Source organism: Streptomyces sp. 6-11-2 (assembly GCF_006540305.1).
Classification (GTDB): domain Bacteria; phylum Actinomycetota; class Actinomycetes; order Streptomycetales; family Streptomycetaceae; genus Streptomyces.
Genome location: NZ_BJOR01000001.1, coordinates 1516366 through 1533486 on the forward strand (window position 1 = coordinate 1516366; position 17121 = coordinate 1533486).

At 73.3% G+C, this 17121-nt stretch carries 12 protein-coding genes; 7 read left to right on the plus strand and 5 right to left on the minus strand.

Annotated elements, in window-relative coordinates:
- Nucleotides 1–75 precede the first annotated feature (75 nt).
- A complete protein-coding gene (locus tag TNCT6_RS06165) occupies nucleotides 76–1215 on the minus strand; it encodes an acyl-CoA dehydrogenase family protein (protein WP_141357375.1) in 1140 nt (379 codons plus the stop codon).
- A 60-nt stretch (nucleotides 1216–1275) separates the two neighbouring features.
- On the opposite strand from TNCT6_RS06165, the gene TNCT6_RS06170 reads away from it, so the two are divergent.
- On the plus strand, nucleotides 1276–2970 hold the full coding sequence (locus TNCT6_RS06170; protein WP_216372845.1) for an AMP-binding protein: 1695 nt from the start codon (nucleotides 1276–1278) through the stop codon (nucleotides 2968–2970).
- Nucleotides 2971–3079: 109 nt separating this feature from the next.
- On the plus strand, nucleotides 3080–3901 hold the full coding sequence (locus TNCT6_RS06175) for a PaaX family transcriptional regulator C-terminal domain-containing protein (protein WP_141357379.1): 822 nt from the start codon (nucleotides 3080–3082) through the stop codon (nucleotides 3899–3901).
- Nucleotides 3902–4225: 324 nt separating this feature from the next.
- On the opposite strand, the gene TNCT6_RS06180 is transcribed toward TNCT6_RS06175, so the two are convergent.
- Both TNCT6_RS06180 and TNCT6_RS06185 read right to left on the minus strand, forming a co-directional pair.
- A complete protein-coding gene (locus TNCT6_RS06180; RefSeq protein ID WP_141357381.1) occupies nucleotides 4226–6493 on the minus strand; it encodes a bifunctional salicylyl-CoA 5-hydroxylase/oxidoreductase in 2268 nt (755 codons plus the stop codon).
- 18 nt (nucleotides 6494–6511) lie between these two features.
- Entirely contained in the window at nucleotides 6512–7339 is an 828-nt protein-coding gene (locus tag TNCT6_RS06185; protein WP_141357383.1) for an enoyl-CoA hydratase family protein, read from the minus strand.
- A 319-nt stretch (nucleotides 7340–7658) separates the two neighbouring features.
- Here TNCT6_RS06185 and TNCT6_RS06190 point away from each other — a divergent pair, with 319 nt between their 5' ends.
- Nucleotides 7659–8189, plus strand: a complete 531-nt coding sequence (locus TNCT6_RS06190; protein ID WP_141357385.1) for an ATP-binding protein — start codon at nucleotides 7659–7661, stop codon at nucleotides 8187–8189.
- Here TNCT6_RS06190 and TNCT6_RS06195 read toward each other — a convergent pair.
- Together TNCT6_RS06195 and argF are read right to left on the minus strand one after the other, a co-directional pair.
- Complete coding sequence (locus TNCT6_RS06195) at nucleotides 8152–9600, minus strand: amino acid permease (protein ID WP_141357387.1); 1449 nt, start codon at nucleotides 9598–9600, stop codon at nucleotides 8152–8154. The genes TNCT6_RS06190 and TNCT6_RS06195 overlap by 38 nt on opposite strands.
- Before the next feature lie 131 nt (nucleotides 9601–9731).
- The gene (argF, locus tag TNCT6_RS06200) at nucleotides 9732–10739 is read right to left on the minus strand and encodes an ornithine carbamoyltransferase (protein WP_141357389.1); all 1008 of its coding nucleotides are present in this window, start codon (nucleotides 10737–10739) and stop codon (nucleotides 9732–9734) included.
- 249 nt (nucleotides 10740–10988) lie between these two features.
- Here argF and TNCT6_RS06205 point away from each other — a divergent pair, with 249 nt between their 5' ends.
- The 4 genes from TNCT6_RS06205 to TNCT6_RS06220 are packed head-to-tail and all read left to right on the plus strand — an operon-like array spanning nucleotide 10989 to nucleotide 17075.
- Complete coding sequence (locus tag TNCT6_RS06205; protein ID WP_141357391.1) at nucleotides 10989–11432, plus strand: pyridoxamine 5'-phosphate oxidase; 444 nt, start codon at nucleotides 10989–10991, stop codon at nucleotides 11430–11432.
- A gap of 47 nt (nucleotides 11433–11479) precedes the next feature.
- Nucleotides 11480–14542, plus strand: a complete 3063-nt coding sequence (locus tag TNCT6_RS41650) for an amino acid adenylation domain-containing SDR family oxidoreductase (RefSeq protein WP_141357392.1) — start codon at nucleotides 11480–11482, stop codon at nucleotides 14540–14542.
- A 56-nt stretch (nucleotides 14543–14598) separates the two neighbouring features.
- On the plus strand, nucleotides 14599–15822 hold the full coding sequence (locus TNCT6_RS06215) for a cytochrome P450 (RefSeq protein WP_141357394.1): 1224 nt from the start codon (nucleotides 14599–14601) through the stop codon (nucleotides 15820–15822).
- 32 nt (nucleotides 15823–15854) lie between these two features.
- Nucleotides 15855–17075, plus strand: a complete 1221-nt coding sequence (locus tag TNCT6_RS06220; RefSeq protein ID WP_141357396.1) for a cytochrome P450 — start codon at nucleotides 15855–15857, stop codon at nucleotides 17073–17075.
- Nucleotides 17076–17121 lie beyond the last annotated feature (46 nt).

The window sequence follows — 17121 nt, forward strand, 5'->3', positions numbered from 1 at the left end:
GACGGTCACAGGGTCTCCTCCGGCGGGCACGGCTCGACGGTCACACGGCCTCCTCCGAGTGGCACGGCTCGACGGTCACCATGCCTCCCCAGGCTCGCGCAACCCCGCGTACAGCTCCTTCGCGATGATCCCCCGCTGCACCTCACTCGCTCCCTCGTAGACCCGGGGAGCCCGCACCTCGCGGTAGAGGTGTTCGAGCAGGTGGCCGCGGCGCAGGGCGCGGGCGCCGTGGAGCTGGACGGCGGTGTCGACGACGAACTGCGCGGTCTCGGTGGCGAGCAGCTTCGCCATGGCGGCGCGTCCGGGGACGCCGGGGGCTCCCTCGTCGTACGCCGTCGCCGCCGCGTACACCATCAGGCGGGCCGCCTCCGTGCGCAGGGCCATCTCGGCGACCTGGTGGGCGACCGTCTGGAGGTCCCTCAGCTTGCCGCCGAAGGCGTCCCGGCGGGCGGTGTGGGTGAGGGCGGCGTCGAGCGCCGCCTGCGCCATGCCCACGGCGAAGGCGCCGACGCTGGGGCGGAACAGGTTGAGGGTGCCCATGGCCACGCGGAAGCCGCGGTCGGTCTCGCCGACCACGTCCTCGGCCGTGACGGGGACGCCGTCGAAGTCGAGCGCGCCGATGGGGTGCGGCGAGAGCATCTCCAGCGCGGTTCCGGTGAGCCCGGGGCGGTCGGCGGGCACCAGGAACGCGGTCACGCCACGGGAGCCCGCGTCCGGTGTCGTACGCGCGAAGACGGTGTAGAAGTCGGCCTCGGGGGCGTTGGAGATCCAGCACTTCTCGCCGGTGAGCCGCCAGCGGGAGGGGCCGTCCGGGCGGGCCGCCAGCGCCAGTGCCGCCGCGTCCGAGCCCGCGCCCGGCTCGGTGAGGGCGAAGGCCGCGACCGCGCTTCCGTCCGTCACGCGCGGCAGCCAGTGGGCGCGCTGGGCGGGGGTGCCGTGGGCGTGGACGGGGTGGGCGCCGAGGCCCTGGAGGGCGAGGGCGGTCTCGGCCTCGGTGCAGGCGTGGGCCAGGGATTCCCGCATGAGGCACAGATCGAGGGCGCCGGAGGTGAACAGGCGCTCCAGCAGGCCGAGTCGGCCCAGTTCGGCGAGGAGCGCGCGGTTGACGTGGCCCGGCTCGCCCTTCTCGGCGAGCGGGCGCAGCCGGGCGGCGGCCACGGCACGCACCTCGGCGCACCAGGCCGCCTGTTCCGGTTCGAGCGAGAATGCGGGCATTCGCCGGTCCCCTCTCCCCCGGCCGGCCGGGGCACGATCCACCGTATCGCGTACCGTTGACTGTCGTCACCAACACGATACGCTCCTTGTGCGTGCCCACCACGACAAGGGGGCGAACCGGCCATGGACACCTTGGACTCCGGCAGGGGCGGCACCGCGCGGCCGACGGCCTCGGCGCACGTGGACACCTTCGCGCGCGACCACCTGCCACCCTCGGACCAGTGGCCCGAGCTCCGCTTCGACCTTCCGGAACTGCGCTACCCGGACCGGCTCAACTGCGCCGCCGAGCTGCTGGACCCCATCGACGCCGGGCGCCCGGTGTTCCGTACCGCCGACGGCCGGACGTGGACCTACGGCGATCTGCGCGCCCGCGTCGACCGCATCGCGCACGTGCTGACCGGCGACCTCGGGGTGGTCCCCGGCAACCGCGTACTGCTGCGCGGCCCCACCACCCCGTGGCTGGCGGCCTGTTGGCTGGCCGTGCTCAAGGCGGGCGCGGTCGCCGTCACCGTGCTGGCCCAGCAGCGCCCGCACGAGCTGAGCACGATCTGCGAGATCGCCCGGGTCCGGCACGCGCTGTGCGACGTCCGGGCCGTGGACGACCTGGCCAAGGCGGAGACACCGGGGCTCGTCGTCACGACGTACGGGGGTGACGCCCCCGACGACCTGCTGCGCCGTCCGGCGCCCGGCACGCCGTACCCGGCCGTGGACACCGCCGCCGACGACGTCGCGCTCATCGCGTTCACCTCGGGCACCACCGGGCGGCCCAAGGGCTGCGTCCACTTCCACCGGGACGTGCTGGCCATCGCGGACACCTTCTCCCGCCATGTGCTCAGACCGCACGCGGACGACGTGTTCGCGGGCAGTCCCCCGCTCGGTTTCACCTTCGGGCTCGGCGGGCTCGTGGTCTTCCCGATGCGCGCCGGCGCCAGCGCGCTCCTCCTCGAACAGGCCCATCCAGGGCAGTTGTTGCCCGCGATCGCCGAGCACCGGGTGTCCGTGCTGTTCACCGCCCCCACCGCGTACCGCGCGATGCTCGACGCGCTCGACTCCCACGACGTCTCCTCGCTGCGGCGCTGTGTGTCCGCCGGGGAGAACCTGCCCGCGGCCACCTGGCACGCCTGGCACGAGCGGACCGGACTGCGCATCGTCAACGGCATCGGCGCCACCGAGCTGCTGCACATCTTCATCTCGGCGGCGGACGGGGACATCCGGCCCGGCACGACCGGAGTGCCCGTACCGGGGTGGCACGCGCGTGTGCAGGACGAGCACGGCGAGCCGGTGCCGGACGGGGTGCCGGGCCTGCTCGCCGTCCGGGGGCCGGTCGGCTGCCGCTACCTCGCCGACCCGCGGCAGCGCGTGTACGTGCGGGACGGCTGGAACGTCACCGGGGACACCTACGTCCGCGAGCCCGACGGCTACTTCCGTTACGTCGCCCGCGCCGACGACATGATCATCTCGGCCGGGTACAACATCGCCGGTCCGGAGGTCGAGGACGCCCTGCTGCGCCATCCGGACGTGGTGGAGGCGGCGGTCGTCGGGCGGCCCGACGAGGACCGCGGGCAGGTCGTGGTCGCCTACGCCGTCCTCAGACGGGGCGCGCCGCGGGACGCGGAGGCGCTGCGCGCGTACCTCAAGTCGGAGCTGGCCCCGTACAAGTGCCCGCGCGAGATCGTCTTCCTGGACGTGCTGCCGCGCACGGCCACCGGCAAGCTCCAGCGGTTCCGGCTGCGCGCCGACGGCGTTCAGGGGTGACGCCGCACGGCGGTGGGGGCGCGTACTCGACGGTGCTCGGCGGTGACGGCCCTCAGCGGCATCGGTGACCAGCGGCGTCGGTGACCAGCAGTGATGCCGAAGACCTAAAATGATCAACGTGTCCGAGCAGCAGGCGCTACACGCCCCGAGGTCCCTCATCGTCACGCTCTACGGCGCCTACGGCCGCTTCGCGCCAGGCCCGGTGCCCGTCGCCGAGCTGATCCGGCTACTGGCCGCCGTGGGGGTGGACGCGCCGTCCGTGCGCTCCTCGGTGTCGCGGCTCAAGCGGCGCGGGCTGCTGCTGCCCGCCCGCACCGCGCAGGGCGCGGCGGGATACGAACTGTCCGCGGAGGCAAGGCAGTTGCTCGACGACGGTGACCGCCGTATCTATGCCACGGCGCACCCCGGGGACGAGGACTGGGTGCTCGCCGTGTTCTCCGTGCCGGAGTCGGAGCGCAACAAGCGCCACGTGCTGCGCTCCCGGCTGGCCGGGCTCGGCTTCGGCACGGCGGCGCCCGGCGTGTGGATCGCCCCGGCCCGCCTGTACGAGGAGACCCGGCACACGCTGCGGCGGCTGGACCTCGACCCGTACGTGGACTTCTTCCGCGGCGAGCACCTGGGCTTCACGCCGACCGCTCAGGCAGTCGGGCGGTGGTGGGACCTGGCGGCGATCGCCGAGCAGCACGAGGCGTTCCTCGACCGGCACGCGCGCGTGCTGCGCGCCTGGGAGAAGCGCGCGGACACCCCGCCGGAGGAGGCCTACCGCGACTACCTCCTCGCCCTGGACTCCTGGCGCCATCTGCCCTACGTCGACCCCGGCCTGCCCGCGCGGCTGCTGCCCGCCGACTGGCCCGGCGCCCGCTCGGCCGCCGTCTTCCAGGGGCTGCACGAGCGGCTGCGGGACACGGGCGCCGAGTTCGCCGGGCTCTGACGCCGGGCAACCGCCGACTGCCGGGCGGGACTTGGATGCCCTGCCGGCTGCCCGCTCAATAAGGCACCAGCCAAACACCCAGCGCCAGGCGGGGCTTGGGTGCGTCCGTGCGGCCCACCCCGCGCGGACGGCGGCCACCCACGCCGGTAGGGCGCGGGCGACGAGCTCCGGTCAACCACCCCATACCAGGCGGGGCTTGGGCACGCCCAGCTTCCCGCCAATAAGGCGCCGGTCAACCACCTAGCACCAGCGGGAACTTGAACGCATCCGCACGGCCCGCCCCCGCGCGGAGGGCAGCCGCCCATCCCGGTGAGTGAGACGCCGTCAACCGCCCAGCGCCAGGCGGGGCTTGGGTGCGTCCGTGCGGCCCGTCTGAGGGCGGCGGCTGCCCGCCCGGTAGGGCGCCGGCCAGACGGCGGACCGGCCCGTGTAGCCCTGCTCGGCGGCCGCGTGCAGAGTCCAGTGCGGGTCGTACAGGTGCGGGCGGGCCAGCGCGCACAGGTCCGTACGCCCGGCCAGAATCAGGGAGTTGACGTCGTCCCAGGAGGAGATCGCGCCGACCGCGATCACCGGTACGCCTACCTCGTGGCGGATCCGGTCGGCGAACGGCGTCTGGTACGACCGTCCGAACTCGGGGCGTTCGTCGGCCACCACCTGCCCGGTCGACACGTCGATCGCGTCGGCGCCGTGCGCGGCGAAGGCGCGGGCGATCTCCACGGCCTCGGCGGCGGTCGTACCGCCCTCGGCCCAGTCGGTGGCGGAGACGCGCACGGTCATCGGACGGTCCTCGGGCCACACTCCGCGTACGGCGTCGAAGACCTCCAGCGGGAAGCGCAGCCGCTTGTCCAATGAGCCGCCGTAGGCGTCGGTGCGCCGGTTGGTCAGCGGGGAGAGGAAGCCGGAGAGCAGATAGCCGTGGGCGCAGTGCAGTTCGAGCAGGTCGAAGCCGGACCGGGCGGCACGCCAGGCGGCGGCGGTGAACTGCTCGCGGATGTCGGTGAGCTGGGCCCGGCCGGCCTGGCGGGGTATCTGGCTGTCCGGCCGGTACGGCAGCGGGGAGGCGGCCGTCAGGGGCCAGTTGCCCTCGGGCAGCGGCTCGTCCATGCCCTCCCACATCAGCCGGGTCGAGCCCTTGCGTCCGCTGTGGCCGAGCTGCACGCCGATCGCGGTGTCCGGGGCCTGCCGGTGCACGAAGTCGGTGATCCGCCGCCAGGCGTCGGACTGCCGTCCGGTCCACAGGCCGGCGCAGCCCGGAGTGATCCGGCCCTCGGGGCTGACGCAGACCATCTCGGTCATCACCAGGCCCGCGCCGCCGAGAGCCCGGGCGCCCAGGTGGACGAGGTGGAAGTCGCCGGGAACGCCGTCGGTGGCCGAGTACATGTCCATGGGCGAGACGACGACCCGGTTGCGCAGGGTCAGTCCGCGCAGCCGGAACGGGGTGAACATCGGCGGTGTCCCGGGCGGGCAGCCGAACTCCCGCTCCACGGCGTCGGTGAAGCGGGGGTCGCGCAGCCGGAGGTTGCCGTGGGTGACGCGGCGGCTGCGGGTGAGCAGGTTGAAGGCGAACTGGCGGGGCGGCTGGCCGAGGTAGCGGTCCAGGTTCTCGAACCACTCCAGGCTGGCCCGGGCCGCGCGCTGGGTGGAGGCGACGACCGGTTTGCGCTCCTGCTCGTAGGCGGTGAGCGCTTCGGCCAGCGAGGGCTGTTCGTCCAGGCAGGCGGCGAGCGCGAGGGCGTCCTCGACGGCGAGCTTGGTGCCGGAGCCGATGGAGAAGTGGGCGGTGTGGGCGGCGTCGCCGAGCAGCACCAGGTTGCCGTGCGACCAGCGCTCGGTGACGACCGTGCGGAAGGTGGTCCACGCGGACTTGTTGGAGCGCAGCGGCCGCCCGCCGAGCGCGTCCGCGAAGATCTTGGCGCAGCGCTCGACGGACTCCTGCTCGTCCATGGTGTCGAAGCCGGCCGCGCGCCACACCTCCTCGCGCATCTCGACGATGACCGTCGAGGCGTCCGGCGCATACGGATAGCCGTGCAGTTGCGCCACGCCGTGCTCGGTCTCGGCGATCTCGAAGCGGAAGGCGCCGAGGGCGAAGTCGGCGGCCAGCCAGATGTAGCGGCAGCGGTGGCCGATCAGCCGGGGCCGGAAGAGGTGGGCATGGGCCTCGCGGGTGGCGCTGTGCACGCCGTCGGCGGCGATGACCAGGTCGTACGTCCGCGACAGCCGCTCCGGGTGCGGCGCCTCGGTGCGGAAGCGCAGGTCGACGCCGAGCGCGCGGCAGCGTTCGTGCAGGATCCGCAGCAGGCGCCGTCTGCCGAGCGCGGCGAAGCCGTGGCCGCCGGAGGTGTGCCGGGTGCCCCGGTGCACGATGTCGATGTCGTCCCAGCGCACGAACTCCCGGCGCAGGGCCTCGTACACCACCGGGTCGGCGTGTTCGATGCCGCCGAGCGTCTCGTCGGAGAGCACGACGCCGAACCCGAAGGTGTCGTCGGGCGCGTTGCGCTCCCAGACGGTGATCTCACGGGCCGGGTCGAGCCGTTTCAGCAGGGCCGCGGCGTACAGGCCGCCGGGTCCGCCGCCGATGACCGCGACCCTCATGGCACCGGTCACCTCCGGTCACCTCCCCCGCCACTTCGGGGGGCGCTTCTCGGTGAAGGCCGCGTGGAACTCGGCGTAGTCCTCGCCGTTCATCAGCAGGGCCTGGGTGGAGGCGTCCAGTTCGACCGCGGCGGACAGGGGCATGTCCAGTTCGGCGGTGAGCAGGGCCTTGGTCTGGGCGAGGGCGAGGGCGGGGCCGTCGGCCAGCCGGCGGGCCAGGGAGCGCGCGGCCTCGTCGGCGCTGCCCTCGTCGGTGAGGTGGCTGATCAGGCCGATCCGCTCGGCCTCGGCCGCCCGTACCGGCTCGCCGAGCATCAGCAGCCGGGTGGCGTGGCCGAGCCCGACCACCCGGGGCAGCAGATAGGCGGCGCCCATGTCGCCGCCGGACAGGCCGACGCGGGTGAAGAGGAAGGCGAACCGGGCGGTGGGGTCCGCGACCCGGAAGTCCGCCGCCAGGGCCAGGACCGCTCCCGCCCCGGCCGCCACCCCGTGCACCGCCGCGATCACGGGGAACGGGCATTCCCGTACGGCCCGCACGACCTGTCCGGTCATCCGGTTGAAGTCGAGCAGCTCGGACGTGTTCATGCTCAGAGTGGCGCCGATGATCTCGTCCACGTCGCCGCCGGAGCAGAAGCCGCGGCCCTCGCCGGCCAGTACCAGGGCGCGCACGGCCCGCTCGCGGGACAGTTCGGCGAGCAGGTCGCGCAGGTCGGCGTAGGCGCCGAAGGTGAGCGCGTTGAGCTTGTCGGGCCGGGCGAGGGTGACCGTGGCGACGCCGTCGGCGCGCTCGACGCGCAGATGGCGCCACTGGGAGGTGCGGTCGGTGGAGCCGGTGAAGGGACTCATGACGCAGGGCCTCCTCGGGGGGACTGCCACGAACCGCTGCCGCGCAGGCCTCTGCCTCGACGGCTCTCCCCACCGAAGTTATCACTTGTTCATGACTGTCGTCACGAGTACGCGATACAGTCGCGCCTCCGTGACCGGTACTCGTCACTTGGTCACGGCTCGTCGATAGGGAGGTAACGACGGGAGTGACCGGGGGGAGGACGGCCGTCCCTCGGGGTAAGCCGACCGTGCCGGGCCCGGCGGCCCCGAGGACGAGGCCGCCGAAAGTCCCCGCGGACGGCCCCCGTACCATTCCCCTCGTTGAAAGCGGGACAACCTGATGGTCATCACCGGGACGCCCCCCGCCACGAACGGACACACCTTGCACGAACCCCCTTCAGCCCCAGCCCACCCGTCGCCCGGCCACCGCCCCTCACGGAGGCACTTCGTGCCGTCTCTTCCGTCCTGGCGCGTCGCGCTGCCGCACTCGGCGGCCGCCGTGCCGGTGGCCCGCGCCCTGGTCCGTACGGCGCTGACCGAGCTGGAGCACACGGCCGACAGCGACACCGCGGAGCTGCTCACCGCGGAGCTGGTCGCGAACGCCGTGGAGCACACCGCGGGCCGGGGTCCGATAGAGCTGGTGGTGGAGCTGCTGCCGACCGGCTGCCACGTCGAGGTGCACGACCCGGACCCGGACCCGCCCGGCGGGCTGACCCGGCCGGGCCTCACGGCCCCGGACCCCTGGCAGGAGCACGGGCGCGGCCTGCTGCTGATCCGCGCCCTCAGCTCCGCCTGCGGGCACCGCCCGACCGCGTCGGGCAAGGCGGTGTGGTTCAGGCTGTCCGGTCCGCCTCGGCCGCGCCCGGCGTGACCTCCGCCGCCCCGGCCCGCGCCGCCAGCCGGGAGTGCCGGCGTCCGTAGCCCACGTACACGAGCAGTCCGGCCACGAGGAAGCCGGCGAACTGGAGCCAGGTGGTCCAGCGGGTCTCGTACATCAGGTACAGGGAGCAGCCGACGCCGAGCACCGGCAGCACCGGGTAGAGCGGCACCCGGAAGGTGCGGGCGAGGCCCGGCTCACGGCGGCGCAGCGTGATCACGGCGATGTTGACGACGGCCATGATGGCGAGCGTGCCGATGGTGCACAGGTTGACCACGACGTCCAGCGACGCGAACGCCGCGGGGACCGCGAAGACCACGCCGACGATCAGGGTGCCGGCGACGGGCACCGAGGTGCGCGGCGAGACCTTCTGGAGGACGGGCGGCACGAGCCCGTCGCGGGACATCGACATCAGGATGCGGGACTGGGCGTACGTCACGGTCAGCACCACGGAGGCGATGGCGACGACCGCGCCGAAGGCGATGACGGCGCCGCCGACCGAGGAGCCGGTGACCGTGTTGACGACGTACGACAGCGCCGCGGGCCGGCCGCCGACCTGGTCGCCGCCGATGGCGCCGATCGCGGCGAGCGCGACCGCGCAGTACAGCAGGGTCACCAGGCCGATGCAGACGAGGATCGCGACCGGGATGTCCCGGCGCGGGTTCCTGGCCTCCTCGCCGGCGGTGGTGATCGCGTCGAAACCGATGTAGGAGAAGAACGCGGCCGTGGTGCCCGCGCCGATGCCGCCGAGTCCGGCCGGCGAGAACGGGGTGAGGTTGCCGTGCTTGAAGGCGGAGAACCCGATGGCGCAGAAGGCGACGAGGATGACGAGCTTGAGCACGGCCATCGCGGCGGTCGCCCGGGCGCTCTCGCGCACTCCGCGCACCAGCAGCATGCAGGCCATGGCGATGACGAGGACGGCCGGCAGGTTGACGACCCCGCCGTCGCCGGGGCCGGCGGAGAGGGCGGCCGGGAGCTGCCATCCGGTGAGGCTGTGCAGCAACTCGTTGACGTACTGGCTCCAGCCGACGGCGACCGCGGAGATGGAGATGCCGTACTCCAGCAGCAGGCACCAGCCGACCAGGAAGGCGGTGGTCTCGCCGAGGCCGGCGTAGGCGAAGGAGTACGAGGACCCGGAGACGGGGATCGCGCCGCCCAGCTCGGCGAAGGAGAAGGCGGTGAACACGCAGGTGATCGCGGCCAGGACGAAGGAGACGACGACGGCGGGACCGGCCTGGGCGACCGAGTCGGACAGGCCGACGAAGATGCCGGTGCCGACGATCGCGCCGATGCCGAAGCAGACGAGCTGGAACAGGCCCATCGTGCGCTTGAGACCGTGGCCCGCGCGGTCGGCGCCGGACTCGGCGACCAGGAGGGCCGGGGACTTGATGCGGGGAGCGGACATGCGGGGGTGGTGCTCGTTTCTGGTGGTGCGGGGCGGCCTCGGGGATGTCCCCTGCCTGTGGGAGCCGGGGGGAGGTCGCGTTACGGCGGCGGAAGGGGTGGCTCCGGGCCGCGGGTCCTGAGGGCGGCCGGTCAGGCCAGGGTGGCGACCATGATCGCCTTGATGGTGTGCAGACGGTTCTCCGCCTCGTCGAAGACGACCGAGTGGGCCGACTCGAAGACCTCGTCGGTCACCTCCAGGAAGGTGCGGCCGTGTCGCTCGTGGATCCCGCGGCCGACCTCGGTGCCGAGGTCGTGGAAGGCCGGCAGGCAGTGCAGGAACTTCACGTCCGGGTTGCCGGTGGCGCGCAGCACGTCCATCGTCACGGCGTACGGGGCCAGGGCCTCGATCCGCTCGTCCCAGACCTCCTTGGGCTCCCCCATGGAGACCCAGACGTCGGTGGCGACGAAGTCGGCGCCGCGCACTCCCTCCTCCAGGGACTCGGTGAGGGTGATGCGCGCACCGCTGGAGGCGGCCAGCTCACGGGCCCGGTCGACGATGCCCTGGGCGGGCCAGTAGCTCTTGGGGGCGACGAGCCGTACGTCCATGCCGAGCAGGGCGCCGGTGACCAGGTAGGAGTTGCCCATGTTGAAGCGGGCGTCGCCGAGGTAGGCGAAGGCGGTCTCGCGCAGCGGCTTGGCGCAGTGCTCGGTGATGGTGAGCACGTCGGCGAGCATCTGCGTGGGGTGCCAGTCGTCGGTGAGCCCGTTGTAGACGGGGACGCCGGCGTGCGCGGCGAGTTCCTCGACGGCGTCCTGGCTGTCGCCCCGGTACTCGATCGCGTCGAACATCCGGCCGAGGACGCGGGCGGTGTCCTTCACGGACTCCTTGTGCCCCATCTGCGACCCGGACGGATCGAGATACGTCGTCGAGGCGCCCTGGTCGGCGGCGGCGACCTCGAACGCGCAGCGGGTGCGCGTCGAGGTCTTCTCGAAGATCAGGGCGATGTTGCGGCCCCGCAGGTACCGCGTCTCGGTCCCGGCCCGCTTGGCGGCCTTCAGCTCGGCGGCCAGCCCGACCAGACCGCGGAACTCGTCCTCGGTGAAGTCCAGCTCCTTGAGGAAGTGGCGGCCGGTGAAACCGGTCGGGACGTGCACCATCGGGGAGCTCCTGGGGACGGTGGTACGGGTGCGGACTATGGAAGTCTATACGATGTTCCACATTTATATACAGGACCCTCGCCGGGGTCCGGGATGCGAACCGCGCGGGTCTGTTGAACTCTGGGAGTCGGGGCCCGTCTCGGCCTCCTGTGCCGGCTCAGCCGCCGGGACCCGTGCGGGCCTCCGTGTCGCCCGAGGATGCCCTGCGGGATTCTCTGCCCGATCGAGGTGGTACCCGTGGATCTCAGGATGTCGGTCGAAGACCGGGAGGAGTTCCTCGCCGGCCTCCATGTGGGAATCCTGGGGGTGAACGATCCCCGGAACGGCGGTGGGCCGTTGCTGGTTCCGCTCTGGTACTCCTACCGGCCCGGCGGACTGGTGGCGATCGAGACCGGGCGGCAGGCGCTGAAGGCCGGCCTCGTCCGCGACGCCGGGCGGTTCAGCCTCTGCGTGCAGGACGAATCGGCCCCGTACCGCTATGTGAGCGTGGAGGGGCCGGTCGTGGGCGTCGAGGATCCGGTGCCCCCGGCCGAGCACGAGGCGCTGGCCCACCGGTACCTGGACGCGGACGCCGCGACGGCGTACCTGGCGGCCAACCAGGAGCAACTGGCCGACGACATCCTCATCCGCATGCGGCCCGAGAGGTGGAGGACGGCAGACTTCTCCGCCTTCGCCGCGGAGTTCGACACCTAGTCCTCCGTGCGGCAGGCGATGCACGTGCAGCACAGACGGGACATCCCATGGTCATTGACACGATGACGCTTCCGGTGGCGCCGGCGTGGAACGCGGGGACACTGTGGTACCCGCGCGATCGCTGTCTGCACGAGCTGTTCGACTCCCAGGCCACGCTGCGCCCCCGGGCGACCGCCTCCGTACAGCACGGCCGCAGCATGAGCTACGGCGAGCTGAAGGACCGCTCCGACGCGCTGGCCGCCCGGCTGCTCGGCTCCGGGGTGCGGCGCGGTGACGGGGTCGGTGTGTGCGGGAGCCGGTCCCTGGAGGCGCTGGTCGCCTTTCTGGGCATCCTCAAGACCGGCGCCGCGTACGTCCCGCTCGACGACGCCTCCCCGCCCGGACGGCTCCAGGCGATGGCGGAGGACGCCGGGGTGCACACCGTGGTGACGCTGCCCGGCAGTGTCTGCCGCATCCGGCGGGTGCGGACCCGCATCGCCCTGGACGGGTCGGCGCCGGCCGTGCCGGCCGCGCTCCCGCGCACCGGGGTACTGCCCGGGGACTGCGCCTACGTGATGTTCACCTCCGGCTCGACCGGCCGTCCCAAACCCGTCGCGGTCCCGCACTGCGGCGTGGTCCGGCTGGCCGCCTCCGATCTGGTGTGGCAGCGGCCGCGCCCCGGTGAGCGGGTGCTGCACGCCTACGGCCTCTCCTCGGACGCCTCCACGATCGAGATCTGGTCCACGCTGCTCGCCGGGGCCTGCGTGGTGATCGCCGATCAGGAGGAGCTGCTGTCACCGGCCGCCCTGGAGTCCCGGCTGCTGTCCGAGCGGGTCAGCATCGCCTACCTGACCACCGGGGTGTTCCACCACATCGGGCGCACCAGGCCGTCGGCACTGCGGTCCCTGCGGTTCGCCTCGGCCGGCGGCGAGGCGATGGACCCGGAGCTGGCCCGCGCGATCCTGGCGGCCTGCCCGGACACCACCGTGGTCAACTTCTACGGCCCGACCGAGAACAGTGTGGTCTCCACCGCACACCTGGTGGACGGTCTGCCTCCCGAGGCGACGGCGGTGCCGATCGGCCGGCCGCTGGAGAACTCCACCTGCTACGTGGTGCGGGCGGACGGCACGCTCGCGGACGCCGGTGAGGAGGGCGAACTCCTCGTCGGCGGGGACGGGCTCGCGCTGGGGTACCTCGGCGACCCCGAGCTGACCGCCGAGCGCTTCGTCGACAACCGCTTCGAGCCCGGCACGCGGCTCTACCGCACCGGTGACCGGGTGGTCCGGCGCGCGGACGGCGTACTGGAGTACCGGGCGCGGGCGGACCGGCAGATCAAGCTGCGCGGGCACCGCATCGAGCCGGACGAGATAGAGGCGCGGCTGCGGGCGGACGACGCGGTCGGCGAGGCCGTCGTCGAACTGGAGGGCGACAGCCTGATCGGGTACGTGACACCGGCCCGGCCCGGCCGGGCGCTGCCGCTGGACCGCATCCGCGGCGGGCTCACGGCATGGCTGCCCGCGGCCGCGGTGCCCGCGCGGCTGGTGGAGGTGGGGCGGTTCCCGGTGACCGCGGGGGGCAAGGTCGACCGCTGCCGGCTGCGCCTGCTGGCGGCCGCGGACGGGGCCACCGCCCCGGCGCCCGGCCACCGCCCCGGGCCGGGTCCGCAGCAGTCGGCGGCGCGGGTGTGGCAGGTGGTGCTGGGCGTGCACCCGGCGCCCGGGGACAGCTTCTTCGACATCGGCGGCGACTCCCTGCTGGCGGCCGAGGCCGTCACGCGCACCCTGGCCGCCTTCGGGCTCGACGCCCGGCACGGCCGCGCCCTGATCCACAGTCTGCTGCGCTCCCCCACCCTGGAGGACTTCACGGCCGCCGTCACCGCCCTCACCTCCGTCGAGGGCCGGGGGGCCCGGGCGGCCCCCGACGCCGGCGCCGTGGACTTCCGCGCCGAGGCGCGGCTGGGCCTCACCCTGCCGCCGCCGCGCGGTCCGGAGCCGGACTGGCGGCACCCCCGGGAGGTGCTGCTCACCGGCGCCTCCGGCTTCGTCGGCGCCTTCCTGCTGGACCGGCTGCTGCGTCGCACCGGCGCCCGGGTGCACTGCCCGGTGCGCGGCCGCGACGCCGCGCACGCCCGGCGGAAGGTGATGCGGAACCTGGCCCGGTTCGGCCTCGCCACCACGGCGGCCGCCGACCGCGTCGAGTGCTTCCCGGCGGACCTCGCCGAGCCCGGCCTCGGTCTGGAACCGGGCCGCGCCGAGGAACTGGCCGACGCCCTCGACCTGGTGATCCACGCCGCCGCACAGGTCAACTTCCTCTATCCGTACGAGGCGTTGCGCCGCGCCAACGTGGAGGGCACCCGGCAGCTCGTACGCCTGGCGGCCGAACGCGCCGTGCCCGTGCACTTCTTCTCCACGATCGCGGTGCTGGCCGGCTTCGGCACCGCCGGCGTGCGGCACGTGGACGAGGACCTGCCGCTCGACCACGCCGACCGGCTCACCATGGGCTACGCCGAGAGCAAGTGGGTGGCCGAGGAGGTGCTGCGCGACGCCGCGGGCCAGGGCCTGCCGGTGGCGGTCCACCGGCCGTACGAGATCACCGGTGACCGGCGCACCGGCGCGTGCAACACCGACACCGCGATCTGCTCGCTGTTCAAGACGATCACCGAGACCGGGCTGGCCCCCGACATCCCGCTGCCGCTGGACTTCGTCCCGGTGGACTTCCTCACCGAGGCGGTGGTGCACATCGCCACCGCGCACCGCGCCGGCCACCGGACCTACCACTTGACCAACCCCCACCCGGCGAGCCTGCGCGACATGCTCGACCGGATGGACGCGGGCGGCCACCGGATCCGGCGGCTCCCCTACGAGGAATGGGTGGACGACCTCGTCCGCCATGTCGCGCGGCACCCCACGAGCCCCACCGCCCCGTTCGTCTCCCTGTGCGTGGACCGCTGCAAGCAGGCGGACATGTCCGTCAAGGAGATGTACTTCGAGGGCACCTTCCCGGCCGTGGGGCGGGCCAACGTCGAGCGTGACCTGGCCGGCACGGGGCTGCGCTGCCCGCCCGTCGACGCGGCACTGCTGGACCGCTACCTGGAGTACTTCTACGCCACCGGCTACATCGAGCGCCCGTAGCCGCACCTCTGCGGTCGGGCCCCCGTGGCCGACGCCACCCCAGCACAGGAGCGAGCATGACCCCACCCCCACCCGGCGCGCAGGCACCCGGCCCCGAGGCGGACGTCCTGGACTTCCCCCTCCCGCCGCCGGGCACCATGGGGCCGCCCGAGACGTGCGCGCGGCTGCGCGAGAGCCGCCCCGTGGCCAGGGTCGGGCTGCTGATGGACGCGACCGCCTGGTACGTCACCCGGTACGAGGACGTCCGGGCGCTGCTCGCCGACCCCCGGCTGATCAGGCCGACCATCAACGACTGGCCGCCCCGTCCCGGCCCGGCCGCCGACGAGGGACCCCACCTGGTCACCATGGCGGAACTGGACGGCCCCCGGCACCTGGCGCTGCGCAGGTCCTTGGCCTCGGCGTTCAGCTCCGGAGCCGTCCGGGAGCGGCTGCCGCGCATCCGCGAACTCGCCGACCGGCTGCTGGAGGAGTTCGCGGAGGGCGGCCCTCCCGGCGACCTGGTGGCCGGGTTCACGGAGCCGTTCCCGCTGCTCGTGCTGTGCGACCTGGTGGGCATCCCCGCCGGGGACCGGGACTGGTTCCTGCCGGTCCTGGACTCGGCCCTCGACGGGATGGTGACCGCCGAGGAGGGGCGCAGGGTCACCGACCTGCTGCGCGCGTACGTGGCCGAGCTGATCGCGCGGAAGCGGAGCCGGCCCGGCGACGACGTCCTGACCCTGCTGGTCCGCCAGTGCGAGGACGGGATCCTGACCGACGAGGAGGTGACGGCCTTCGGGCTGTCCATGCTCACGGTCGGCTTCGGCATCAGCGGCTTCTTCCTGGCCGGCTCGGTGCACGCCCTGCTGCACCGGCCGGACCAGTGGGCCCGCCTGCGCGACCACCGCGACCTCATGCCGGGCGCGGTGGAGGAACTCCTGCGGTACATGCCGGTGATGAACGGCACCGTGCTGCTGCTGGCCACCGAGGACATCGAGGTGGGCGGGCAGACCATCCGCGGGGGCGACGCCGTCATCCCGGTGCTGGCCTCCGCCAACCGCGACGGGAGCGTGTTCGCCGACGCCGCCCGGCTCGACCTGTGCCGCGCGGACAACCCCCACCTGGCCTTCGGCCGGGGAACCCACAACTGCGTCGGCGCGCACCTGGCCCGCGCCGAACTGACCCTCGGGCTGCAGGCGTTGCTCGACCGCTTCCCACAACTGCGTCCCGCCGAGGGGCAGGAACCCCTCTGGGACGACCAGTCCGTCACCAAGTCACCGCTGACCCTCCCGGTCGGCTGGTGATCCGCCCCGCAGGCACCAGGGGAGGTCCACCCGTGAACACCACGCCGGAACCCGCCGTCGACGTGTCCGCTGTGCCCGTTATCGAGTTGCCCCTCCCGCCGCCGGGCACCATGGGCCCGCCCGAGGAGTACGGCCGGCTGCGCCGGGAGTGCCCCCTGGCCAGGGTCAGGCTGCCGATCGGCGCCACCGCCTGGTACGCCACCCGCTACGACGACGTCAAGGAACTGATCGCCGACGCCCGGCTGATCAGGCCGAGCATCACCGACTGGCCGCCCCGCCCCGGCCATGTCCCCGGTGACGAACCGGGCCTGGTCACGATGATGGAACTGGAGGGCCCCCGGCACGCCGCCCTGCGCCGGGCCCTGAGCGAGCCGTTCAGCGTCCGGTCCGTGCGGAGCCGGCTGCCGCGCATCCGGCGGTCGGCCGACCGGCTGCTGGATCCGTTCGTCGGCAGCGACCAGCCCGGCGACCTGGTCGTCCGGTTCCTCGAACCCTTCCCCGTCATGGTGATGTGCGATCTCGTCGGCATCCCCTACGAGGACAGCGACTACTTCCTGCCCAGGGCGGACGCCGCGCTCGGGGCCATCCTCACGCTGGAGGAGGGCCGCGAGGCCACCTCCCAACTGCGCGAGTACATCACCTCGTTGCTCGACCGGAAGCGGCGCGGGCCCGGCGACGACATGCTCACCCGGCTGGTCGACGAGTGCGAGCGCGGCGCTCTGGACCACGAGAGCGCGGTGAACTTCGGGCTGTCCATGCTGGTCGCCGGCTACCGCACGAGCACCATGTTCCTGGCCGACGCCGTGCTGACCCTGCTGACCCTGCCCGGCGCGTACGCACGCCTGCGCGACCACCGCGACCTCATGCCGGGCGCGGTGGAGGAACTCCTGCGCTATGTCCCGGTGATGAACGGCGTCGTCGTCCTCCAGGCCGTCGAGGACATCGAGTTGCACGGCCGGACCATCCGAGCCGGCGACGCCGTGCTGCCCGTGCTCGCCGCGGCCAACCGCGACGAGCACGTGTTCACCGACGCCGACCGGCTCGACCTGTGCCGCGCCGACAACCCCCACCTCACCTTCGGCCGCGGGGCGCACAACTGCATCGGCTCCCACCTGGCACGCGCCCAGATGACCGTGTGCCTGGAAGCCCTGTTCGACCGCCTCCCGAACCTGCGCCTGGCCGAGGGCCACCAACCCATCTGGGAGGACGAGTCACCGAGCAAGTCACCGCTCACCCTTCCGGTCCACTGGTGAGCGCCGCGAACTGGTGAGCGGCTCCTTGCCGAAGTCACCCGCGGCC

Excerpts from the sequence above, each read along its gene's own strand:
- argF (WP_141357389.1), bottom strand. The coding sequence starts at position 10,739 with ATGGTGCACGTCCCGACCGGTTTCACCGGCCGCCACTTCCTCAAGGAG.
- TNCT6_RS06185 (WP_141357383.1), bottom strand. The coding sequence starts at position 7,339 with ATGAGTCCCTTCACCGGCTCCACCGACCGCACCTCCCAGTGGCGCCAT.
- TNCT6_RS06215 (WP_141357394.1), top strand. The coding sequence starts at position 14,599 with ATGACCCCACCCCCACCCGGCGCGCAGGCACCCGGCCCCGAGGCGGAC.
- TNCT6_RS06205 (WP_141357391.1), top strand. The coding sequence starts at position 10,989 with ATGTCGGTCGAAGACCGGGAGGAGTTCCTCGCCGGCCTCCATGTGGGA.
- TNCT6_RS06175 (WP_141357379.1), top strand. The coding sequence starts at position 3,080 with ATGATCAACGTGTCCGAGCAGCAGGCGCTACACGCCCCGAGGTCCCTC.
- TNCT6_RS06180 (WP_141357381.1), bottom strand. The coding sequence starts at position 6,493 with ATGAGGGTCGCGGTCATCGGCGGCGGACCCGGCGGCCTGTACGCCGCG.
- TNCT6_RS06165 (WP_141357375.1), bottom strand. The coding sequence starts at position 1,215 with ATGCCCGCATTCTCGCTCGAACCGGAACAGGCGGCCTGGTGCGCCGAG.
- TNCT6_RS06190 (WP_141357385.1), top strand. The coding sequence starts at position 7,659 with ATGGTCATCACCGGGACGCCCCCCGCCACGAACGGACACACCTTGCAC.
- TNCT6_RS41650 (WP_141357392.1), top strand. The coding sequence starts at position 11,480 with ATGGTCATTGACACGATGACGCTTCCGGTGGCGCCGGCGTGGAACGCG.
- TNCT6_RS06195 (WP_141357387.1), bottom strand. The coding sequence starts at position 9,600 with ATGTCCGCTCCCCGCATCAAGTCCCCGGCCCTCCTGGTCGCCGAGTCC.